The 19959-nt window shown below is 65.6% G+C and carries 21 protein-coding genes; 11 read left to right on the forward strand and 10 right to left on the reverse strand.

Going from position 1 to position 19959, the window contains the following annotated elements; translation table 11 throughout:
• Nucleotides 1-2: 2 nt before the first annotated feature.
• The 3 genes from C8J46_RS10245 to C8J46_RS10255 all read right to left on the reverse strand — a co-directional run bounded on the left by C8J46_RS10245 (nt 3) and on the right by C8J46_RS10255 (nt 1866).
• Nucleotides 3-302 (reverse strand): accessory factor UbiK family protein, encoded by a 300-nt coding sequence (locus tag C8J46_RS10245; RefSeq protein WP_132738472.1) that lies wholly within the window; start codon nt 300-302, stop codon nt 3-5.
• A gap of 28 nt (nt 303-330) precedes the next feature.
• A complete protein-coding gene (locus tag C8J46_RS10250; RefSeq protein ID WP_243643315.1) occupies nt 331-882 on the reverse strand; it encodes a TspO/MBR family protein in 552 nt (183 codons plus the stop codon).
• A gap of 210 nt (nt 883-1092) precedes the next feature.
• Nucleotides 1093-1866, reverse strand: coding sequence for a TlyA family RNA methyltransferase (locus C8J46_RS10255; protein WP_132738475.1), 774 nt, complete (start codon nt 1864-1866; stop codon nt 1093-1095).
• Between the two features lie 199 nt (nt 1867-2065).
• Between C8J46_RS10255 and C8J46_RS10260 the strand changes: the two genes are divergently transcribed.
• Entirely contained in the window at nt 2066-2737 is a 672-nt protein-coding gene (locus C8J46_RS10260; protein WP_132738478.1) for an alpha/beta hydrolase, read from the forward strand.
• A gap of 145 nt (nt 2738-2882) precedes the next feature.
• Here C8J46_RS10260 and C8J46_RS20820 read toward each other — a convergent pair whose 3' ends face one another.
• Together C8J46_RS20820 and dxs are read right to left on the reverse strand one after the other, a co-directional pair.
• Entirely contained in the window at nt 2883-3050 is a 168-nt protein-coding gene (locus C8J46_RS20820) for a hypothetical protein (protein ID WP_165886516.1), read from the reverse strand.
• Nucleotides 3047-4969, reverse strand: a complete 1923-nt coding sequence (gene dxs / locus C8J46_RS10265; RefSeq protein WP_132738481.1) for a 1-deoxy-D-xylulose-5-phosphate synthase — start codon at nt 4967-4969, stop codon at nt 3047-3049. The genes C8J46_RS20820 and dxs overlap by 4 nt, the downstream gene beginning before the upstream one ends.
• A gap of 92 nt (nt 4970-5061) precedes the next feature.
• Here dxs and C8J46_RS10270 point away from each other — a divergent pair, with 92 nt between their 5' ends.
• On the forward strand, nt 5062-5598 hold the full coding sequence (locus C8J46_RS10270; RefSeq protein ID WP_132738484.1) for a GNAT family N-acetyltransferase: 537 nt from the start codon (nt 5062-5064) through the stop codon (nt 5596-5598).
• 36 nt (nt 5599-5634) lie between these two features.
• Here C8J46_RS10270 and C8J46_RS10275 read toward each other — a convergent pair whose 3' ends face one another.
• Complete coding sequence (locus C8J46_RS10275; RefSeq protein ID WP_132738487.1) at nt 5635-6102, reverse strand: transcriptional repressor; 468 nt, start codon at nt 6100-6102, stop codon at nt 5635-5637.
• A 42-nt stretch (nt 6103-6144) separates the two neighbouring features.
• Nucleotides 6145-6528: a MerC domain-containing protein gene (locus C8J46_RS10280; protein ID WP_056047781.1), complete on the reverse strand. Its 384-nt coding sequence runs from the start codon at nt 6526-6528 to the stop codon at nt 6145-6147.
• Between the two features lie 314 nt (nt 6529-6842).
• Between C8J46_RS10280 and C8J46_RS10285 the strand changes: the two genes are divergently transcribed.
• The 3 genes from C8J46_RS10285 (at nt 6843) to rpsI (ending at nt 9056) form a co-directional block, all read left to right on the forward strand.
• A complete protein-coding gene (locus C8J46_RS10285) occupies nt 6843-7895 on the forward strand; it encodes a COX15/CtaA family protein (protein ID WP_132738490.1) in 1053 nt (350 codons plus the stop codon).
• Between the two features lie 124 nt (nt 7896-8019).
• A complete protein-coding gene (gene rplM, locus C8J46_RS10290) occupies nt 8020-8499 on the forward strand; it encodes a 50S ribosomal protein L13 (protein ID WP_060524218.1) in 480 nt (159 codons plus the stop codon).
• Entirely contained in the window at nt 8499-9056 is a 558-nt protein-coding gene (gene rpsI / locus C8J46_RS10295) for a 30S ribosomal protein S9 (RefSeq protein ID WP_082441435.1), read from the forward strand. Before rplM ends, rpsI begins: the two co-directional genes overlap by 1 nt.
• 275 nt (nt 9057-9331) lie before the next feature.
• Here rpsI and C8J46_RS10300 read toward each other — a convergent pair whose 3' ends face one another.
• Nucleotides 9332-10315, reverse strand: coding sequence for a polysaccharide deacetylase family protein (locus tag C8J46_RS10300; protein ID WP_132738493.1), 984 nt, complete (start codon nt 10313-10315; stop codon nt 9332-9334).
• Nucleotides 10312-12294 (reverse strand): HAMP domain-containing sensor histidine kinase, encoded by a 1983-nt coding sequence (locus C8J46_RS10305; RefSeq protein ID WP_207894154.1) that lies wholly within the window; start codon nt 12292-12294, stop codon nt 10312-10314. Before C8J46_RS10305 ends, C8J46_RS10300 begins: the two co-directional genes overlap by 4 nt.
• A gap of 167 nt (nt 12295-12461) precedes the next feature.
• Here C8J46_RS10305 and C8J46_RS10310 point away from each other — a divergent pair, with 167 nt between their 5' ends.
• Nucleotides 12462-12929 (forward strand): Lrp/AsnC family transcriptional regulator, encoded by a 468-nt coding sequence (locus C8J46_RS10310; protein ID WP_055880606.1) that lies wholly within the window; start codon nt 12462-12464, stop codon nt 12927-12929.
• A 224-nt stretch (nt 12930-13153) separates the two neighbouring features.
• Here the strand turns inward: C8J46_RS10310 and C8J46_RS10315 are convergent, their stop codons facing one another.
• The gene (locus C8J46_RS10315; protein WP_132738496.1) at nt 13154-14446 is read right to left on the reverse strand and encodes a hypothetical protein; all 1293 of its coding nucleotides are present in this window, start codon (nt 14444-14446) and stop codon (nt 13154-13156) included.
• A 163-nt stretch (nt 14447-14609) separates the two neighbouring features.
• Between C8J46_RS10315 and yaaA the strand changes: the two genes are divergently transcribed.
• The 5 genes from yaaA to C8J46_RS10340 all read left to right on the forward strand — a co-directional run bounded on the left by yaaA (nt 14610) and on the right by C8J46_RS10340 (nt 19827).
• Nucleotides 14610-15359: a peroxide stress protein YaaA gene (gene yaaA, locus C8J46_RS10320; RefSeq protein ID WP_132738499.1), complete on the forward strand. Its 750-nt coding sequence runs from the start codon at nt 14610-14612 to the stop codon at nt 15357-15359.
• Nucleotides 15356-16042: an SDR family NAD(P)-dependent oxidoreductase gene (locus C8J46_RS10325; protein ID WP_132738502.1), complete on the forward strand. Its 687-nt coding sequence runs from the start codon at nt 15356-15358 to the stop codon at nt 16040-16042. The genes yaaA and C8J46_RS10325 overlap by 4 nt, the downstream gene beginning before the upstream one ends.
• A gap of 273 nt (nt 16043-16315) precedes the next feature.
• A complete protein-coding gene (locus tag C8J46_RS10330) occupies nt 16316-16594 on the forward strand; it encodes a hypothetical protein (protein ID WP_132738505.1) in 279 nt (92 codons plus the stop codon).
• Between the two features lie 120 nt (nt 16595-16714).
• Nucleotides 16715-19480: a DNA gyrase subunit A gene (gyrA, locus tag C8J46_RS10335; RefSeq protein WP_132738508.1), complete on the forward strand. Its 2766-nt coding sequence runs from the start codon at nt 16715-16717 to the stop codon at nt 19478-19480.
• A complete protein-coding gene (locus tag C8J46_RS10340; RefSeq protein ID WP_132738511.1) occupies nt 19477-19827 on the forward strand; it encodes a DUF952 domain-containing protein in 351 nt (116 codons plus the stop codon). The genes gyrA and C8J46_RS10340 overlap by 4 nt, the downstream gene beginning before the upstream one ends.
• Nucleotides 19828-19959 lie beyond the last annotated feature (132 nt).

Genomic DNA, 19959 nt, shown 5'->3' on the forward strand with positions numbered 1-19959 from the left:
AGTCAGTCGACCGCCGCCTCGTATGACGCCCCGGACGGCGCATTTACCGTGGATTGCGCGGCGAACTTGGCCTCGAGCGCATCGAGCCGTGCCTTGAGCACGTCGTTTTCGTCGCGGGCTGCGGCGGCCATTGTCTTGACCGCATCGAACTCTTCGCGGCTGACGAAGTCGAGACCGCCAAGCCATTCGCGGGCCCGCTCGCGCGCACCCGAACCGGCTTCGCGTCCGACGCCCGCAAGCGTACCGGCCGCACCGTTCAAGACTTTGACGATATCGTCGAACACGCGGTTTTCGGACTGCATTGCTTCAAATTCCCGTAAGATCAGTTCGTCACAGCATTTGGGACGTATGGCTGGCGGGTGCAAGTGTCTCGGCGCCGGGGTTCAACTGCCCGATGCTGAACGCGAGCACGCCGGCAAAGCTGATCCAGATCATATACGGCACCATCAGCCAAGCCGCGGCGGGCCGTATCCGCGCGAAGACGAAGGTCGCGGCGATCGACAAGGCGAGCATCGCGACGATCACCAGCACCGATGCGCCGATCCTGTGCGCGCCGAAGAACATCGGTGTCCAGGCGAGGTTGAACGCGAACTGCCCGACGAACAGCGCAACCGCGAGCCCACGCAACCGCGCCCCACGCGCGTTGAGGATCATCGCCAGCGCTAGCCCGATCAGGATGTAGAGCGTCGTCCAGACTACGGGGAAGACCCAGCCCGGCGGGTTCAGCGCGGGCTTGGCGAGCGCCATGTACCAGGCATTGTCACTACCGACGCTGACCGATCGGCCCGAGAGGAAACCAAGCAACAGGATCAGGGGCACGGTCACGACCGCCCAGCGGAGGAACGACATCCTCAACTGGCCCTTCGAAGCGATACCGCCCACACAAATCCTTCCGTCTCTACGCGCGCTCGTCCTGGCGCGCATTTTGCGATCGGTAAACCGTGCGTTGGCGAGAATCGTTCCGCTAGTGGTTCATTCCGGTACGGTGGGTGGCGGTTAGGCACGCATCAACACCGTCCTCCGTCATCCTGACGAAAGTCAGGACCCAGAGCCAAGCAGGATCGCCCTCGGTATCCTGGGTCCTGACTTTCGTCAGGATGACGGGAGAGTTTGGGTCTGCTCTGGAGATCCACCGCCGTGCAAGGCGGCAATCAGGAATTCGACGTTACCCTCAGGTCCCGTGATCGGGCTCTCGACCACACCGACTACGCTCCATCCCTGCCCGGTTAGCCACATTGCGACCTCTTCGCAGACGCGCTGGTGGATCGCGGAGTCGCGAACGACACCACCTTTCCCGACCTCCTCGCGGCCCGCCTCGAACTGCGGCTTCACCAGCGCCATCAGCCTCGCATCGGGCTTGGCGAAACTCATGGGGCGTTCCAGTACCTTGGCGAGCCCAATGAAGCTGGCGTCGCATACGATCAGGTCGATCGGTTCGGGAATATGGGCGGGCGTGAGGATACGCGCGTTGGTCTGTTCGTGGACGATCACGCGGTCGTCCTGGCGGAGCGACCAGGCGAGCTGGTTGGTGCCGCTGTCGACCGCGTACACGCGCGCCACGCCGCTCTTGAGCATGACGTCGGTGAAACCGCCCGTCGAAGAGCCGACGTCGATCGCGACCGCGCCGGTCACGTCCCAGCCAAAATGCGCGAGGCCGTGCGCGAGCTTGATCCCGCCGCGCGAGACCCAGGGATGATCGCGTCCGCGAACGTCGAGCAGCACGTCGTCGGGGAGCGTCTGGCCGGGCTTGTCGACCTTCTTGGTCCCCGCAAAAACGAGGCCCGCCATGATCAGCGCCTGGGCGCGCGTCCGCGACTCGACCAGCCCTCTATCGACCAGCATCTGGTCTGCCCGTAACTTTGCCATGCAACCGCCTATCGCCCTCCGATCCGATCGCCGCAAGCTGCCTTCCTTTCGCCGCAATGCTATTGCCTACCTATCAAGTAGGATTACGTTGAGGCTTGGGAAGCGTGATCAGCCGGCGTCCCCTAGAGCGTCCCCCGGTCACGCTTTCCACCCCGAAACGGGCCACCCCGAAACGGGGCCTTGGAGAAGGAGAAGCGCTGTGGGTAGTTTCGCACCGTATGATTCCGTCCAGCCGACCATCCTGACCGTGCCGGGTCTCGGCGGTTCGGGCCCCTCGCATTGGCAGACTTTATGGGAGGACGCGCGGCCCGACACGGTGCGTGTCGAACTCGGCATGTGGAACACGCCGCACCGCAACGCTTGGGTGACGCGCCTCGACGAGGCGATCCGCCGCGCGGACGCACCTGTGATCCTCGCCGCGCACAGCCTCGGCTGCCTCGCGGTGGCGTGGTGGGCCGAACTCAGCCCGCAGCCTTATGGCTGGCCGGTGGCGGGCGCGTTGCTGGTCGCGCCGGCGGATGTCGATCGTGGCGGCGCGCAGGCGGAGTTGAAGGGCTTCTCGCCGACGCCGCGCACGCCGCTGCCGTTCCCGTCGATCGTGGTGGCGAGCAGCGACGACCCTTGGGTCACGCCGCAGCGCGCGCACAGCATGGCGGCGGACTGGGGTAGCCATTTCGTCGACGCGGGGCCGCAGGGGCATCTGAACGCGGCAAGCGGGATCGGCTGGTGGCGCGAGGGGCAGGATCTGCTGGAGCGGGTGATCGCGGCGAGTGGCGATGGCCGGGGGCAGGCGCTGCCGCCGAGCAAGGCGCGGTCGATCCTTGCGGTGAGCGCAACGGACGCCGCGCAGACGCACTACCTAGGCGGCTAAACCAACTCGTCAAAAGATGCACCACCCCGGCGAAGGCCGGGGCCTAGTTGGGGGACGTTGCTAACTGAGCGCCATCCCCCGTTACTGCGACCTCTCCAACTGGGCCCCGGCCTTCGCCGGGGTGGTGCTTACCGCTAGGGTCAGCTCACGAAATCCGCGTACCGTCTTGATCGAACAGCTCGGGATTTGCGGCCTGCTCAGCCTTCGCCGCCGCCAGGCCATCGCGCATCCGCCGCCACATCGCAATGTTCAACGACACCATCACGACCACCGCCAGAACGATGATCACGAGGCTCTTGGTCGGCCCGGTCATGCGCGCGCTTCGGCGACTCCGCGCGAATTGTGGCGGAGCGCCTTGAGGACGGTGTCGACCAGCGCAGTCGCGTCGAGACCGGCTTCGGCATACTGGACTTCGGGCTTGTCCTGATCCTGATAGACGTCGGGAAGGCGCAGCGTGCGGAGCTTGAGGCCGCCGTCGATCAGCCCTTCGTCGGACGCCATCGTCAGGACGTGTGCACCGAAGCCGCCGACCGAATTCTCCTCAATCGTCACAGCAACTTCGTGCGTGGTCAGCAGCTTGCGGATCAGGTCGACATCGAGCGGCTTGGCAAAGCGCAGATCGGCGACGGTCGTCGACAGCCCCTTGGCCTCGAGAATTTCGGCGGCCTTCAAAGCCTCCTCGAGACGCGTGCCGAGCGACAGGATCGCGACGGTCTTGCCCTCGCGCACGACACGGCCCTTGCCGATTTCCAGCAACTGCGGCGTCTCGGGCAGCGCGACGCCGGTGCCGTTGCCGCGCGGATAACGGACCGCGATCGGGCCCGTGTCGTACTGCGCCGCGGTGTGCGTCATGTGAACGAGTTCGGCCTCGTCCGCCGCCGCCATCACGACGAAGTTCGGGAGCGTCGCGAGATATGTGACGTCGAACGAGCCGGCATGGGTCGCGCCGTCCGCGCCGACCAGACCCGCGCGGTCGATCGCGAAACGGACCGGCAAGTTCTGGATCGCCACGTCGTGCACGACCTGGTCGTATGCACGCTGAAGGAATGTCGAATAGATCGCGCAGAACGGACGCATCCCTTGCGCGGCAAGGCCGGCGGCGAAGGTGACGCCATGCTGCTCGGCGATGCCGACATCGAAGAACCGGTCGGGATAAGCCTTGGCGAACGCGTCGAGCCCGGTGCCCGACGGCATCGCCGCGGTGATCGCGCAGATCCGGTCGTCCTTCGCGGCCTCGGCGACGAGCTGCGCGCCGAACACGTTCTGGTATTGCGGCGGGCCGGGGGGCGCCTTGGTCTGGATGCCCGAGATCACGTCGAACTTCTGCACACCGTGATACTTGTCCGCGGCGGCCTCGGCGGGGGCGTAACCCTTGCCCTTCTTGGTGACGACGTGGACGAGGATCGGGCCCTCCTCGGCATCACGGACATTCTCGAGCACCGGGATAAGGTGTTCGAGATTATGGCCGTCGATCGGGCCGACATAATAGAAGCCGAGTTCCTCGAACAACGTGCCGCCCATCGTCATGCCGCGCGCGAACTCGTCGGTCTTGCGCATGCCGCTGGCGATCGGCCGTGGCAGGCGCTTGGCGAGTTTGCGCGCCAGCTCGCGGAAGCCGAGGAACTCGCGGCTGGAGACGATGCGGCTCAGATAGGCCGAGAGACCACCAACCGGAGGCGCGATCGACATGTCGTTGTCGTTGAGGATCACGACCAGGCGGTTACCCGCCTGCGCGGCGTTGTTCATCGCTTCGTACGCCATGCCCGCCGACATCGCGCCGTCGCCGATCACCGCGATGCCCTTGCCGGGGGTGCCGGCGATCTTGTTGGCGACCGCAAAGCCCAATGCGGCCGAGATCGAGGTCGAGGAATGCGCCGCGCCGAACGGGTCGTATTCACTCTCGCTGCGCTTGGTGAAGCCGCTTAGCCCGCCGCCCTGGCGCAGCGTCCGAATCCGGTCGCGACGCCCCGTAAGGATCTTGTGCGGATAGCATTGGTGACCAACGTCCCACACCAGCCGATCGCGCGGGGTATCGAACACGTAATGGATCGCGGTGGTCAGCTCGACCACGCCGAGACCCGAGCCGAGATGGCCGCCGGTGGTCCCGACCGCCGAAATCGTCTCGGTCCGCAGTTCGTCGGCGAGTTGGCGGAGCTGGTCCGGGCGCAACTTGCGGAGGTCGGCGGGTGTCGAAACGGTGTCGAGCAGCGGTGTCGCAGGAAGGTCGGCCATCGGACGGGCTTAATGCAGCGCGCGTATCGTGTCGATTGTTACCGTGTCTTGACGTAGCATTCGCGCTGAAATCGCTCGGGAAGTGCACAATTATGAACTTTACGCACCGTGTTGCCGTCGCGGCGGATATCCCGGCGATCTCGGCGCTGATGGCGCGGGCGATCGGCGCGTTGCAGCGGGATTTCCTCACGCCGGCGCAGGTCGAGGCAAGCCGTGCGGTGATGGGGCTCGATACGCAGCTGATCGCGGACGGGACGTATCTGTTGGTCGAGACGGAGGGGCGGCTAGCCGGGTGTGGCGGGTGGAGTCGGCGGGCGACTTTGTACGGTGGCGATCACAGTACGGCGTTGCGGGATGCGGCGCTGCTCGACCCGGCGCGCGACGCGGCACGGATACGCGCGATGTATACCGATCCAGATTTCGTGCGGCAGAGTGTCGGGCGGTTGGTGCTGTCGGTTTGCGAGACGGCGGCGCGCGAAGCGGGGTTTGCGCGGGCGGAGATGATGGCGACGCTCGCGGGAGAACCACTGTACCGGGCTTGCGGGTATCTGCCGATCGAGCGGATCGAGACGTCGGGAGATGTGCCGGTGCCGATGATCCGGATGGGGAAGGATTTGGGTAGAACCTGATCCTCCCCCTGGCGGGGGAGGATTGAGTGGTCGGGGTTACTTCGCCTCGCACTCCGCGCAGCGACCGCGGACTTCGATCACCGGGCGTACGGGAGAGAAGCCGGCCGCCTCAGCCGCGTTGCGGACGCCCTTGGTGATGGTGTCGTTATCGAGATGCGTCGTCTGGCCGCACGAGTCGCAGACCAGGAAGATGCAGTCGTGCAGGCAATCGGGATGCGCGTTGGCGACGTACGCGTTGGCGCTCTCGACACGCCGTGCGAGGTTCGCGCCGACGAACAGGTCTAGGATGCGATACACGCTATTCGCGGCGACGCGGCGGCCTTCGGATTTCGAGACGGCTTCGGCGATGTCGTAGGCAGACGCCGGCTTCTCGAAGCTGGCCAGCGCGGCGAACACGCTGGCGCGCATCGTGGTCCACTGTTCGCCAGCCTTTTCGAGTGTCGATTTTGCTGCGACGGTGAGGTCGGCGCCTTGCGGTTCGGTGTGGGTGTGAGCGTGCGCCATGCTGGATGAAGTAGGATGCCGGAGGGGTTCCAGCAACCCGACTTAACTCTCCGCGCGGCGGTTGAGATCGTGACCGAACGCGAGCAGACCGACGCCGACGATCGTCCACAACGTCTCGCCGCCACCGCTGTCGTGCGGCAGCGTCATCGCGCCGGCCATGATGCCGAGCCCGAGCGCGCCCATTGCGGCGGGCATCATATAGCCGTGGTTGAGAACGCCGCGTCCAAGCGCGAGCGCACCGAGGCCGATCGCGATCGTCAGGCCGACTTCGTGGAAGATCGGATCGAGCAGGAAACCGCCCGCCGTCGACATGAGCGCGACCAGTACGGAGGTCGCGAGGCAATGCACCATGCACAGGCCCGACAGCCCGATCGCATAGCGATCGAGGCCGGCGAAGCGGTGGGTATGCGTAGCCGAAGGCGTCATCGTCCGTCGGATATAGATGGGCAGTTGAAAGGATACAACATTACATTGCAGATTTTCTTGCGAGGAATTTTAGGTTCGTCAGGTCGGATCGCCGCCAGAGATCGCGTAGTGGCTATCCGTCGCCATCCTGACGAAAGTCAGGATCCAGAGCCTCAGGCGGCAGCGTGCGTAACTCTGAATCCTGACTTTCGTCAGGATGACGGGAGGAGCGGCAGGACGCTGCGCCCCCTGCACCTCCGCCAGTCCGGCAACATGAAGCAATGCCTCACCATGAAGGAATGGCGCCGGGCTGCGCAAAGGACTATCTCATCGCAATGCTTCAACCCAGTGCCGCCTTTCTCACCAAAGCCCGTCCTCGTGCGGTCGCCCTGTGGCTGTACACGGTCGCGGGCCTGATCGTCGCGATGGTCGTCATCGGCGGAATCACGCGGCTGACCGAATCGGGGCTGTCGATCACGCAGTGGAAGCCGATCAGCGGGATCATCCCGCCGCTCAACGACGCGCAGTGGCAGGCCGAGTTCGCCGCCTACAAGCGCATCCCCGAATATGCCGCGTTCAACGCTGACATGACCGTGTCCGGGTTCAAGGCGATCTTCTTCTGGGAATATCTGCACCGGCTGTGGGGCCGCGTGATCGGGCTGGTCTTCGCGGTGCCGCTGATCTGGTTCGCGGTGCGCAAGCGGATCCCCGTCGGCTATGGCTGGCGACTGTCGGCGCTGCTGGCGCTCGGTGCGTTCCAGGGCGCGATTGGCTGGTGGATGGTCGCCTCCGGCCTGTCGGTGCGAACCGACGTCAGCCACATTCGACTCGCCGTCCACCTGTTGACCGCGCTGACGATCCTCGCTGGGATCGTGTGGACCGCGCTCGACCTGATGGCGCTGAACCGCAACCCGCTCGCCGCCCCTGCCCGCATGCGGCCGGTGGCGATCCTCGCGCTGGCGTTGCTGTTCGTGCAACTCGTCTATGGCGCGTTCACCGCCGGGCTCGACGCGGGCTATGCCTTCGCAAGCTGGCCGCTAATGGGCGACGGGCTGTTCCCGGCCGACGTGCCGATGGTGAATCCCGCCTGGAGCAACGCGGTCGACAACCCGATCGTCGTGCAGTTCATCCACCGCTGGTTCGCGTTCGCCGCCGCCGCCGGCCTGATCTGGCTGGCGATCAAGGCAACCAAGACCGGCAGCAGCGCGGGGTTCTTCGTCGTCGGGCTGGTCACGCTACAGATCATGCTCGGCATCGCCACGCTGATGACCGGCGTGCAGATCGACGTCGCGGTCGCGCATCAAGGCAACGCCGCACTCCTCCTGATCGCCGCGATGTTCGCCGCCCACGCCGTAGGCACCGCACCCCGCCTGAAGCAGCGGGTATAATAATACCCGTCAGGAAACCGGCGGAAAGCTTGACTTGAAGCCCCCCTTTCAGCATTAGGCCGGCATTCGTGCTGCGGGGCCTCCCCTTGGTGCGCTTGCATTCAATCTGGAAGGTCTAACGCCCATGAAGGCGCTCATGAAGACCACCAAGTCGGCGAAGCCGGCTGAGGTGGAGAAGCAGTGGCATATCGTCGACGCGGAAGGTCTCGTCGTCGGTCGTGCCGCATCGATCATCGCCAACGTCCTGCGCGGCAAGCACAAGGTGTCGTTCACCCCGCATGTAGATTGCGGTGACAACGTCGTCGTGATCAACGCCGACAAGATCCGCTTCACCGGCAACAAGGCCGCGAAGAAGATCTATTACAAGCACACCGGTTATGCCGGCGGCATCAAGGGCATCACTGCCGCCAAGGTCCTCGACGGCCGCTTCCCGGAGCGCGTTCTCGAAAAGGCTGTCGAGCGCATGATCCCGCGCGGCCCGCTGGGTCGTGAGCAGATGCGCAACCTGCGTATCTTCAAGGGCACCGAGCATCCGCACGAGGCACAGAACCCTGCCGTGCTCGACATCGGCAGCATGAACCGCAAGAACAAGGTGGGCGCATAATGTCCGACAACCGCCAGTCGCTCGCCGATCTCGCGAGCCTGACCAACCAGCCCGCGCCGGCCGCCCCCGCCGAGCAGGCTCTGCCGACCAGCGAAGGCGATATCGCAGCGCCGGTCTCGAACGAGCCCGTCCGCGAGCCGATGCCGCTGCGTGAGCAGATCCTCGACAAGCAGGGCCGCGCCTATGCGACCGGCCGTCGCAAGGACGCCGTCGCACGCGTCTGGGTCAAGCCCGGCACCGGCAAGATCACGATCAACGGTCGTGACCAGGAAGTGTATTTCGCACGTCCGACGCTGCGTCTCGTCATCAACCAGGTGTTCGGGATCACCGAGCGCGAAGGTCAGTACGACGTCGTCTGCACCGTCAAGGGTGGTGGTCTTTCGGGCCAGGCCGGCGCGGTCAAGCACGGCATCAGCCAGGCCCTGACCCGCTTCGAGCCGGTGCTGCGCGCCTCGGTGAAGGCAGCAGGCTTCCTGACCCGCGACAGCCGCGTCGTCGAGCGCAAGAAGTACGGCAAGGCGAAGGCCCGTCGCAGCTTCCAGTTCTCGAAGCGCTAATTTCGCTTTCAGTATTGCGTATCAGAAGGGCGGTCCGGCAACGGGCCGCCCTTTTTTGTTTTGGGCATTGGTGCAGGACGACATCGTTCTCCCGCGCACAGGAGCCCAAGATAGAAAGCGGCATCTGCGGCGATCCTCCCCCGCCAGGGGGAGGTGGCTGGCTCTTGCCCGACGGAGGGGGAGGTAGGGAAAACGGCTGTTCCGTGCCCTCCCCCTCCGTCACCTGCGGCGCCACCCCCCCCTTTGCGGGGGAGGATCGTTCCGATACGCTCAGTTCATCCCAGCGCGGCGATAATCTCGGAGAGCGAGGCGTTGCGGATACCGCGGCGGTCGAATTCGTCGAGTATCGTCTTCCACCACGCGTGGAACTGCTTCAGGTCGGCAGCATCGCGAACATAGGGTGTGTTGCCCGGCGCCAAGGACGGCGAGTGGAACGACAGGTTGAACAGCTGCAACCCCTCGCCCGCCGCGACCGCAACGGCTTCCAATGCGGCAGCGATCGGCATGTCCTCGGGCGTCAACGCGATCCGCGACAACAGGCGCGCGCGCGCGAATATCCCCCTGCCCTTCGGCACGCGGCCTAGTGCAGTGTACAGCCTGCCGCCGCCCCTTCGCGCGCGGCCGGTGAAAACGGTGGTTAGCGGCAGTTCGACGATACCGCCTTCGCGATACGCACCGGCATCCGCCAGCGAGAAGTCCGGACCGCCATCGCCGCTATAATCGTAGCCGGGGCGGATCGAGCTATCGATCCGGTAGCCGAGCCCTGCCAGCAGTTCGAAACTGTTCGGGCCGATGCCATAGCGACCAGCGCGATACGCACGCGGGGCGGTGCCGAATGCGGTCTTGATCGCGGCCGTGAGCGTCTCAAGCTTGGCCGCCTCCAGCGTCCGCGGCAGGTTGCCCGCGTAGCTTGACGCCGATGTCGCCACCTCCTCGAACGGCGGATTGACCCAGGCGTGCAACTGCGTGCCGATCTCCGACCGCCCATCTTCGAGGACGCGCGACAGGACCGCTACCGAAGCGGGATCGGTGGCGATAGGGTGGTCGACCATGCAGTTGAGCGCGACACCGCGCTCCGCGAACCGACGGTGCGCGTCGGGAAACGCCGCCATCGCGGTCGTCGCGCGGTTGCGGCGATCGAGCGGCGCGCGCCAGTCGAACTCTTCCTCGACGTCCACGAAGACAGTGAAGCGGGTACCAAGATCCTCAGGCCAGATTACCCGCTGCGCGTCGGTTGGCCGCGGCGGGCGGTAGGTCACCGCTGATCGTCGGCGGTGCGCTCCGCTTCCGCGACATCGGCGGTCGGGCACTCCGCTTCCACGATATCGGCAGCGGGAAGTTGCAGCGTCAGGCGTTCCGCGCCGATCGTCAGGACGCCGCCGAGTTCTACCGCGAGATTCTGCGCGAGACGCAGCGCGAAGCCGGTGCCGAGTAGTGGTGCGCCGTCGTTCTCCTGTTCGGCGTCGATGCTGAGCAGCACGTCGGTCGCATGCGCAGCGAGCGCGGCGGGGCGATCGAACTCGATCGTGATCGTGTCGCCCACCGGCCGCACGACGATCCCGAGTTGCTCGCCCTGGCGCCCGGCCGACACCAGCGCGGCGAGCAGGCGACCGACCAGCCGCTCGACCGCGCGATCGTCGCCCAGGATAGCGCAGTCGCTCGCAGCCATCGCCACCGACAAGCTCGCCCCGCGCAATGCGGCGAGCGGCTGGAGGTCCGTGGTGACGCGGTCGAGCAACGCACGGACCGGCACCGTCGTCGGTCGCAGATCGAGCGCATGGCCTTCGATCCGCGCCGCGGTGTCGAGATCATCGATCGCGGCGAGCAGGTCGCCCGCCTGCGTCCGAATCGCTGTCGCGCGGTCGCGATACGTTGGCGAGACGGGGCCGAGCAACTGCGTCTCGATCAGTTCGGCGAACCCGGCGATGGCATTGGTCGGCGTGCGCAGTTCGTGGACCAGCTGGCGGAGCGAATCGGCGACCGGCGACGATGCGGGCTTTGCCGGCGCCGCGGTCTCGTCGCGACGTGGGCGGCGCGCGGTGCCGCGGAAACCGATGAAGCGGCCGGATGCATGTTCGAACGCAGGCACGCCCGACAGCCGCCACGATCCGAACGCGTCCGAAAGCCCGCCGACCTCGAGCCGCGCGTCGCTGAACCGTGAACGACGACGGAATGCGCCGGCCGCGACGCCATCGAGATGCGCCTCGCCCTGTTGCGCGGCATAGGCGAGCGACACGCCGATCAGCGCGGAGCGGGCGACGCCATCGACCATCCGGATGACGCCTTGCGCGTCGGTTTCGAAGCGGAAGCCCTCGATCTCGGCCGCCGCGGGTGTTGGCGTGGCGGCGTCGACGGTGCGGTCGCGATTGAACGCCTCGATCCGTGCGACGAGGTCAGATATTTCGAAGCGGTCTGCTGGCGCCGGTTCAGCCGGTTCAGCGACGGACGCTTCCGTCTCGGCGAGCTTGGCATGGCGAAACGCCTCGGCGACGAACGGCAGGCCGCGGGCGACCGCGCCGAGCGCCATGAACGGGGTTTCGCTAAGGGGGGTTTCGCTGGGAGGCGCGGAATAGAGCGACGGCTCGGGTGCCCTGGCGAAGGGCGTGTCGACCGGAGATGTGTCGAACACCTCGACAACCAGGTTTTCAGCTAAAGGCGGCTCTTCAGCTAACGGCGCCTCTTCAGCCACAGTCGGCTCTGCGATCGGCGCTGGCTCGATAGCGATCGGCTCTGCAACGACCCGCTCGGCTTCGACAGGCTCGGGCTCGGCCGGCACATCGGGTTGCGGCAGCACGAAGTCGGTCGGACCGAAGCTCTGCAAGCCACGTTGGACCGATGCGGGCAAGTCGCGGCGATGGCGCAGTACCGAACGGCTAGCCGGCGTCAGCCGCGGCAGAATCGCCAGCCATTCGTCGGGCTCCAGAGTCGCGGTCCGCAGCACCGGTGCGGCGATCGCCAGCGCGTCCTCGGCGAAGAACCCGACCAGGTTCGCATCGGGCCGGGCGAAAGCGAGCGCGCGGGCACTGGCGGCACGCACCTCGACCGGCACCGCCTGGCGCAACAGCCGCAACCGCGCGATCGCCGGTTCATCGACCGCCGTCCGCCCGCGGCCCATCAGGTCGACCAGTTGCCGCCACGCAGATTGCGCGCCGAAACCGGTGGCCATGTCGGCAGCGAGGATCGTCTTCAGGCTATCGTCGAACCGCACATCGTTCCCCGGCTTAGGTGGGCGTACCACGCTCTCCGTACCGATTCCTTAACGCCGCCGACTCATCGAAGGAACAATCCATTTTGGTGCGGATACGGGTTCGTCGCATAGTGGGACAATTGCGTTTCACCGCAACAATCTTATCGCTATGAGGAATGAATCGCTTGGTTTGCGATGCCTATCGGGAGTTGCGTGAAATGAGTTTTGACCGGATCGATCGGCAGATCCTGTCGCTGTTGCAGGCCGACGGTCGGATGACCAATGTCGACCTGGCCGACCAGGTGGGGCTTACCGCCCCGCCCTGCCTGCGCCGCGTCCGCGCGCTCGAAGAGGCAGGCGCGATCCGTGGCTATCACGCCGATCTCGATGCGAGCCGACTGGGCTTTCCGATCACGGTGTTCGCAATGGTGTCGCTGCGCAGCCAGGCCGAGCACGACCTCGCCGCGTTCGAGCATCATATCGCGGATATTCCTGAAATCCGGGAATGCCACATGCTCAATGGTGAGATCGACTTCATCCTGAAGATCGTCGCGGCGGATCTGAAGAGCTTCCAGGAAATCCTGACGACGCATCTGACGCCGGCGCCGAACGTAGCGAGCGTGAAGACGTCGCTGACGATCCGGACGGCGAAGGCGCTGTCGGGGATCCCGGTGGTGGTCGACTAAGGGACGACTTCGATCCTCCCCTTAAGGGGGAGGTGGCTGGCGCTTGCCAGACGGAGGGGGGACACCCTCTTGATGGCGCAACACCCCTTCCGTCAGTCCTGCGGACTGCCACCTCCCCTGACAAGGCCCTGACAGGGGAGGATCGAGCTTCGAAGCTCCCATCCTCGAACGAAAAACGGGGCGGCATCGCTGCCACCCCGTTCTCTAGCCAGAGACCGGACCGCTTACGCAGCCGGTGCGCCGAGCCAAGTCGTCCACAGGCTTGCGATGTCCGCCTTGGGCGATGCCTTCACCGCCGAGAATGCCGTCGCCGCGCCAGCCTTGTCGCCCGAGCGCGCAAGCGCGATGCCGAGATGCAGGTTCACGTCATCCGCGTCGATGCCGCCCTTGGTCAGCGCAAGGCGATACAACTCGATCGACTTCGCGTAGTTGTTCTGACCGAGATACGCATCTGCCGTACCCGCGGCGAGCTTGCCGTTCGGCGCCGTCGCAGCGCGCTTTTCGAGACCCGACAAGGGGCCGTCTGCGGCGATGTTCTTGGTCGCATCTGCGAGCAGACCCTTGGCCATCGTGTTCGACGCCGGGATTTTGCCCGAGGCGAGACCTTCCTTGATCACTGCCTGCGCTTCGCTCGGCAGGCCGCGACGGTTCACGCTGTCCGCATATTGCAGATAGTCGGTCTGATCGGCGAGCGAGTTGGTTGCGCGCATCAGACGGAAGATGTCGACCTTCTGCGGTTCGTCGAGCGTGATCAAAGCGTCCTTCTGGATACCCGACAGGATCAATACGTCACGCCAGTTCTTGGCCGACGGATACGCGGTGATCCACTTCTTCAGCCACGCCATCGTCTCTGGCTTGCGCTTGGCTGCGTACGACTTGGCGATCGCGTAGCGGTAATATTCCTCGGGCGCCTTCTGGCCCGACGCGGTCATCTGCGTGATCGCGGCATCGAGATCGGCAGTAGCGCCAGCGACGTCGCCGCTATCCATCTTCGCCTTGATGATCTGCAACGACAGGTTGGGATCGGTGTAGCCGAGTTCCTTCGCCTTCGAGAAATACTGAAGTGCGATCGGATACTGCTTGCCGTTGAACGCCAGCGCACCGCGGCGATAAGCATAGCGACCACGATCCGCGGCGGGCGTCGCCGGGTTGGCGATCAGCGCGTCGAGCGGCGTGGCGAGAGTCGTCTCGTTGATCGGCGCGTTAGGGTTGGCGGTCTGCGCAGCGACGAGCTTCTCCGACTCAAGCTGATACCGGAGCGCAGCACCGATATACTTCTCGTAATCGGTCTTCGCGGCGGCATCGATCTGGTCGATCGCGGTCTGCGCGGTCGGGTAATCCTTGGCCGCCAGCGCGGTCTGCGCGGCAAGGCCGGGCTTCTGGACTTCGGGGCTGAGCTTAACCGTCGGGGCGGCGTCAGCCTTCTTGTCCTTGGCGAAGGCGGGCGTGGTGATCGCCATGCTGCTTGCGCCGGTCGCGAACGCCGCAACCAGTGCAAGCTTGGAAATGGTCTTCATGCGGAAACTCTCCCTCTGCGTCGGCCCGCTTACGTAAGTGGCGCGCCGCGACGCTATATGGTCCGTGGTGCATACGTTCAAGCAAGCGGTCCGGATCCCCTGCCTGCAAATTAGCTGGTGAACGTCGATTGAACGCGCTTACGGCGGTCGCTAGATCGCGAGGATGATCGCTGTCCTTTCGCCCGCCAAGACGCTCGATTACGAGAGCGCACTGCCCAAGCTCGAGCCCACCACGCCGCGGTTTGCCGACGAGGCGAAAACGCTGGCACATGCTGCCGCGCATCTGACGCAGAAGAAGCTGTCGGAACTGATGCACATCTCGCCCGCGCTGGCGAAGCTGAACGCGGACCGGTATCGGGATTTCGACACGCTGCCCGAGCGGCCGGCGATGTTCGCGTTCGCGGGCGACGTCTATACCGGGTTGGAAGCGAAGACGCTTGACGAGGCGGCGGTGGATTACGCGCAGGATCACGTGCGAATGCTGTCTGGGCTCTACGGTCTGTTGCGGCCGCTCGATCTGATGCGGCCTTATCGACTGGAGATGGGCACGCGCTGGGCGCCGCGGAAGACGAAACTGACCGAATGGTGGGGCGATCGGATCGCCAAGCTGCTCGCGGACGACGTCGAGGCGGAGGGATCGGGGACGATCCTGAACCTCGCCAGCCAGGAATATTGGGCGGCGGCGGACGGCAAGCTGCCCTCCTCCATACGCGTCGTCGCGATCGACTTCCGCGAGGGCGAGGCGCAGAAGTTCGTTAGCTTCCATGCAAAGAAGGCACGCGGGATGGTGGCGCGGTGGCTGGTCGAGCACCGCGTCGACACGATCGAGGGGATCAAGGGGTTCGACAGCGACGGCTATGCCTATGACGCGGCGGGCAGCAGCGACGCGCAGTTCCGGTTCGTGCGCAAGTGAGCAGCGCGGTCGTCATCGGTGTGTCGGGCGGGATCGGCAAGGCGCTGGAGGAGGCGCTGATCGAGGAAGGGGCTTTCGACAAGGTCTACGGGTTCGCGCGGTCGGAGAGTGGCGATCGGCATCTCGACCTGGAGGACGAGGCGAGCATTGCGGCGGCGGCTTCGCGGGTCGGCTCGCCGACACTGGTGATCGTCGCGACCGGGTTGCTGCACGACGGCGACAAGGGGCCGGAGAAGGCGATGCGCGAGCTCGATCCGGTGTGGATGGCGCGCAACTTCGCGATCAATGCGATTGGGCCGGCATTGGTGGCGAAGCACTTCCTGCCGACGACGCCGAAGGCGGGGCGGATCGTGTTCGCGGTGCTGTCGGCTCGGGTTGGCAGCATCGGCGATAACAAGCTGGGCGGCTGGTACGGGTACCGTGCGTCGAAGGCGGCGTTGAACCAGTTGGTGAAGACGATCTCGATCGAGGACAAGCGGCGGAACTCGAGCGGGATCGTCGTGGGGTTGCATCCGGGGACAGTCGACACCGGTTTGTCGAAGCCGTTCCAGGGGAATGTGACGCCAGGCAACCTATTCAAGGCCGATCGCGCCGCGGTGCAGTTACTCGACGTGATCGACGGCCTGCGCGCCCCGGACAGCGGCAAGCTGTTCGCGTGGGATGGGGCGGAAGTTACCCCATAGCGCCCTCCCCCTTCACGTCATCCCAGCGGAAGCTGGGATATCATCGTGTGGCGAACGCCGCCCGCCAAACGGGGATACCCCAGCTTTCGCTGGGGTGACGAGTGGGCGATTCAGGGGCCGCCACCTAAATCCCTGCGGCGGACGTCCGGCGCTCTTCAGCTCCTCCACACCCTTAGCATGACGCGGATTTCACCTATCCGCCACAATCCGTTCAGGTCCCCCGGCGCACTCTCCGACCATCGTCCACCAAGGCCGAAACAGAGAGGATATCCCATGACCAAGTCTCTCCCCCTCGCGATCCTCGCCGGCGGCGCGCTCTTGTCCGGCACCGCCGCGATCGCCGCGACGCAGGCCAAGACCGTCCAGCCGAAGACCGTCGCGACGCACACCATCACGACCAAGACCACCACGCCGATGGGCAACACCAAGGTCGCCAAGCGCACCACCACGGTCAAGAAAGGCCGCATGGTCAGCGCCAAGCTCGCGAACGGCAAGACCGTGACGTACGATTGCTCGCTCGCCGGCAACAAGACCAAGACCGCCTGCAAATAAGCCCAAATTAACGATGAAACCTTGCTCCCTCGCGTGCGTACGCGTGCGCGGGGGTGGTAAGGTGTGCCCCCCTCGGCTAAGGTGTGTCACAACACCGCAACAAGCCGAAAGCGTTCAGATTTGACCGACGAGACCATACTCGCCGAACCCCAGGGCGGCGAGCCCGCCGGCATCGCCACCATCTCGATCGTCGACGAGATGAAGTCGAGCTACCTCGACTATGCGATGAGCGTCATCGTCGCGCGCGCGCTGCCCGACGTCCGCGATGGCCTGAAGCCCGTCCACCGCCGCATCCTGTACGGCGCGCACGAAAGCGGCTTCGTCGCCGGCAAGCCCTACCGCAAGTCCGCGCGTATCGTCGGCGACGTGATGGGTAAATACCATCCGCACGGCGACAGCTCGATCTACGACGCCTTGGCCCGCATGACCCAGGACTGGTCGATGCGCGTGCCGCTGATCGACGGCCAGGGCAACTTCGGCTCGATGGATCCCGATCCACCCGCGGCGATGCGCTACACCGAGGCCCGCCTCGGCAAGGTGGCGAACGCGCTGCTCGGCGATCTCGACAAGGACACGGTCGACTTCACGCCCAACTATGACGGCTCCGAGCGCGAGCCTTCGGTGCTGCCGGCACGGTTCCCCAACCTGCTGGTCAACGGCGCGGGCGGCATCGCCGTCGGCATGGCGACCAACATCCCGCCGCACAATCTCGGCGAAGTGATCGCCGCGTGCCTCGCGTACATGGACAATGGCGCGATCACGACCGAGGAACTGTTCGAGATCGTCCCCGGTCCCGACTTCCCGACGGGTGCGATCATCCTCGGCCGTGCGGGCGCCAAGTCCGCGTACGAGACCGGCCGCGGCTCGATCATCGTCCGCTCGCGCCACATCGTCGAGGAGGGCAAGGGCGACCGTCGCTCGATCGTCCTCACCGAGATCCCGTTCCAGACCGGCAAGAACGGCCTGGTCGAGAAGATCGCCGAAGCCGCCAAGGACAAGCGGATCGAGGGCGTCAGCGACATTCGCGACGAATCGAGCCGGATGGGCGTGCGCATCGTCATCGACCTGAAGCGCGACGCGACCGTCGACGTGGTGCTCAACCAGCTCTGGCGGCACACGCCTGCACAGTCGAGCTTCCCTGCCAACATGCTCGCGATCCGCGGCGGCCGTCCCGAACTGCTGAACCTGCGCGACATCATCGGTGCGTTCATCACCTTCCGCGAGCAGGTCATCACCCGCCGCTCGAAGTTCGAACTCGCCAAGGCCCGCGAGCGCGCGCATCTGTTGCTCGGTCTCGTCATCGCGGTCACCAACCTCGACGAAGTCGTCAAGATCATCCGCGGCTCGTCGAGCCCCGCCGAAGCACGCGGCAAGCTGCTGGCCCGCGAATGGCCGGTCGAGGAGATCGCGCCGTACATCGCGCTGGTCGAGGCGGTCGAGGACAAGCAGGCCGACGGCATCTACAAGCTGTCCGAGCCGCAGGTCCGCGCGATCCTCGATCTCCGCCTGCACCGCCTGACATTGCTCGGCCGCGACGAGATCGGCGACGAGCTGAAGGCGCTGGCCGCGACGATCGGCGAACTGCTTCACATCCTCGGCGACCGCGCGAAGCTGTACGAAGTGATGCGCGGCGAGCTGATTGCGATCCGCGACGAATTCGCCACGCCGCGCCGCTCCGAGATCGCCGCCGCCGCCAACGGCATCGACGACGAGGACCTGATCGAGCGCGAGGACATGGTCGTCACCGTGACCATGCAGGGCTATATCAAGCGCACCAGCCTCGACACGTTCCGCGCCCAGGCCCGCGGCGGCAAGGGTCGCGCCGGCATGTCGACCAAGGACGAGGACGTCGTCACCGAGCTGTTCGTCACCTCGACGCACACCCCGGTGCTGTTCTTCTCGAACCTCGGCAAGGTCTATCGCTACAAGGTCTGGCGCCTGCCCGAGGGCGGTCCCGCCACGCGTGGTCGGCCGATGATCAACCTGCTGCCGCTGGCGCCGGGCGAGACGATCTCGACCGTGCTCCCGCTGCCGGAGGATCTCAGCGAGTGGAGCCGCCTGCACGTGATGTTCGCGACGCAGCGCGGGCTCGTGCGCCGCAACGCGATGGATGCGTTCACCAACGTGCCGTCGAACGGCAAGATCGCGATGCGCTTCGAAGAGGGTTCGGAGGACAAGCTGATCGGCGTCGCGCTGCTCAGCGAGCATGACGACGTGCTGCTTGCGACCAAGCTCGGCAAGGCGATCCGGTTCGCCGGCGACGACGTCCGCGAGTTCCAGAGCCGGACGTCGACCGGCGTGCGCGGCGTCACGCTGAAGGGCGACGACGAGGTCATCTCGTTGTCGGTCCTCCACCGCGTCAGTGCCAATCCGGAAGAGCGCGAGACGTATCTGAAGTTCGCACCGTGGAAGGGTGAGCGCGAGGGCGAGCATGGTCTGGGCACCGACCGCTACAACGATCTCAAGGACCGCGAGCAGTTCATCCTGACGGTCTGCGAGAACGGCTATGGCAAGCTGTCGAGCGCCTATGACTATCGCCGCACCGGTCGCGGTGGTCAGGGCATCACCAACATCGACAACATCGCGCGCAACGGCCCCGTCGTGGCGAGCTTCGCCGCGGCGAAGGGCCATCAGCTGATGCTGGTGACCAACCAGGCAAAACTGATCCGCACGACGCTCGCGTCGCTCCGCGTCATCAGCCGTAACTCGGCGGGCGTGAAGCTGTTCGACGTCGCGAAGGGCGAGCATATCGTCTCCGCCGCACGGATCGAGGAAACCGAGGAAGACGCCGAGATCAACCTGGCGGATGCCGTGCCGGAGGTCGCGCCTGATACCGGCGCGACGATCGGCGAGGACGACGCAGCAGGCCCGGAGGACGGCGAATGAGCCGCGATCCGATCGCCTACAAGGTGCTGACGGGGGAGCAGCTGGCGACCCTGGAAAGCGAGAGCTTTGCGGGCGCGCCGGTGGATGTGGCTGACGGCTATATCCACCTGTCCACTGCCGAGCAGCTGACGGAGACGGTCGACAAGCACTTCGCCGGCCAGTCGGACCTGCACGTCGCGGCGATCGATCTCGAAGCGCTCGGCGACGACGTGAAGTGGGAAGAGTCGCGCGGGGGACAGCTGTTCCCGCACATCTACGGCGGGCCGTTGTTGCTGGAAGTCGTGCTGTCTTACGGTCCTCTGGAACGCGACGACGCGGGCAAGGTGAAGCTCCCCGTCGCGGGCTGAACCCAGCCCAGAGCGTGTTCTCCCGCGAAGGCGGGAGAACAAGGAGCTAGGTGCTGCCTTTGGGATGATGACTGTTCGATGCCGATTAAGTAGCCACCACCCCGGCGTAGGCCGGGGCCCAGGTGGGGATGG

The organism is Sphingomonas sp. PP-F2F-A104-K0414, assembly GCF_004340945.1.
GTDB lineage: Bacteria > Pseudomonadota > Alphaproteobacteria > Sphingomonadales > Sphingomonadaceae > Sphingomonas.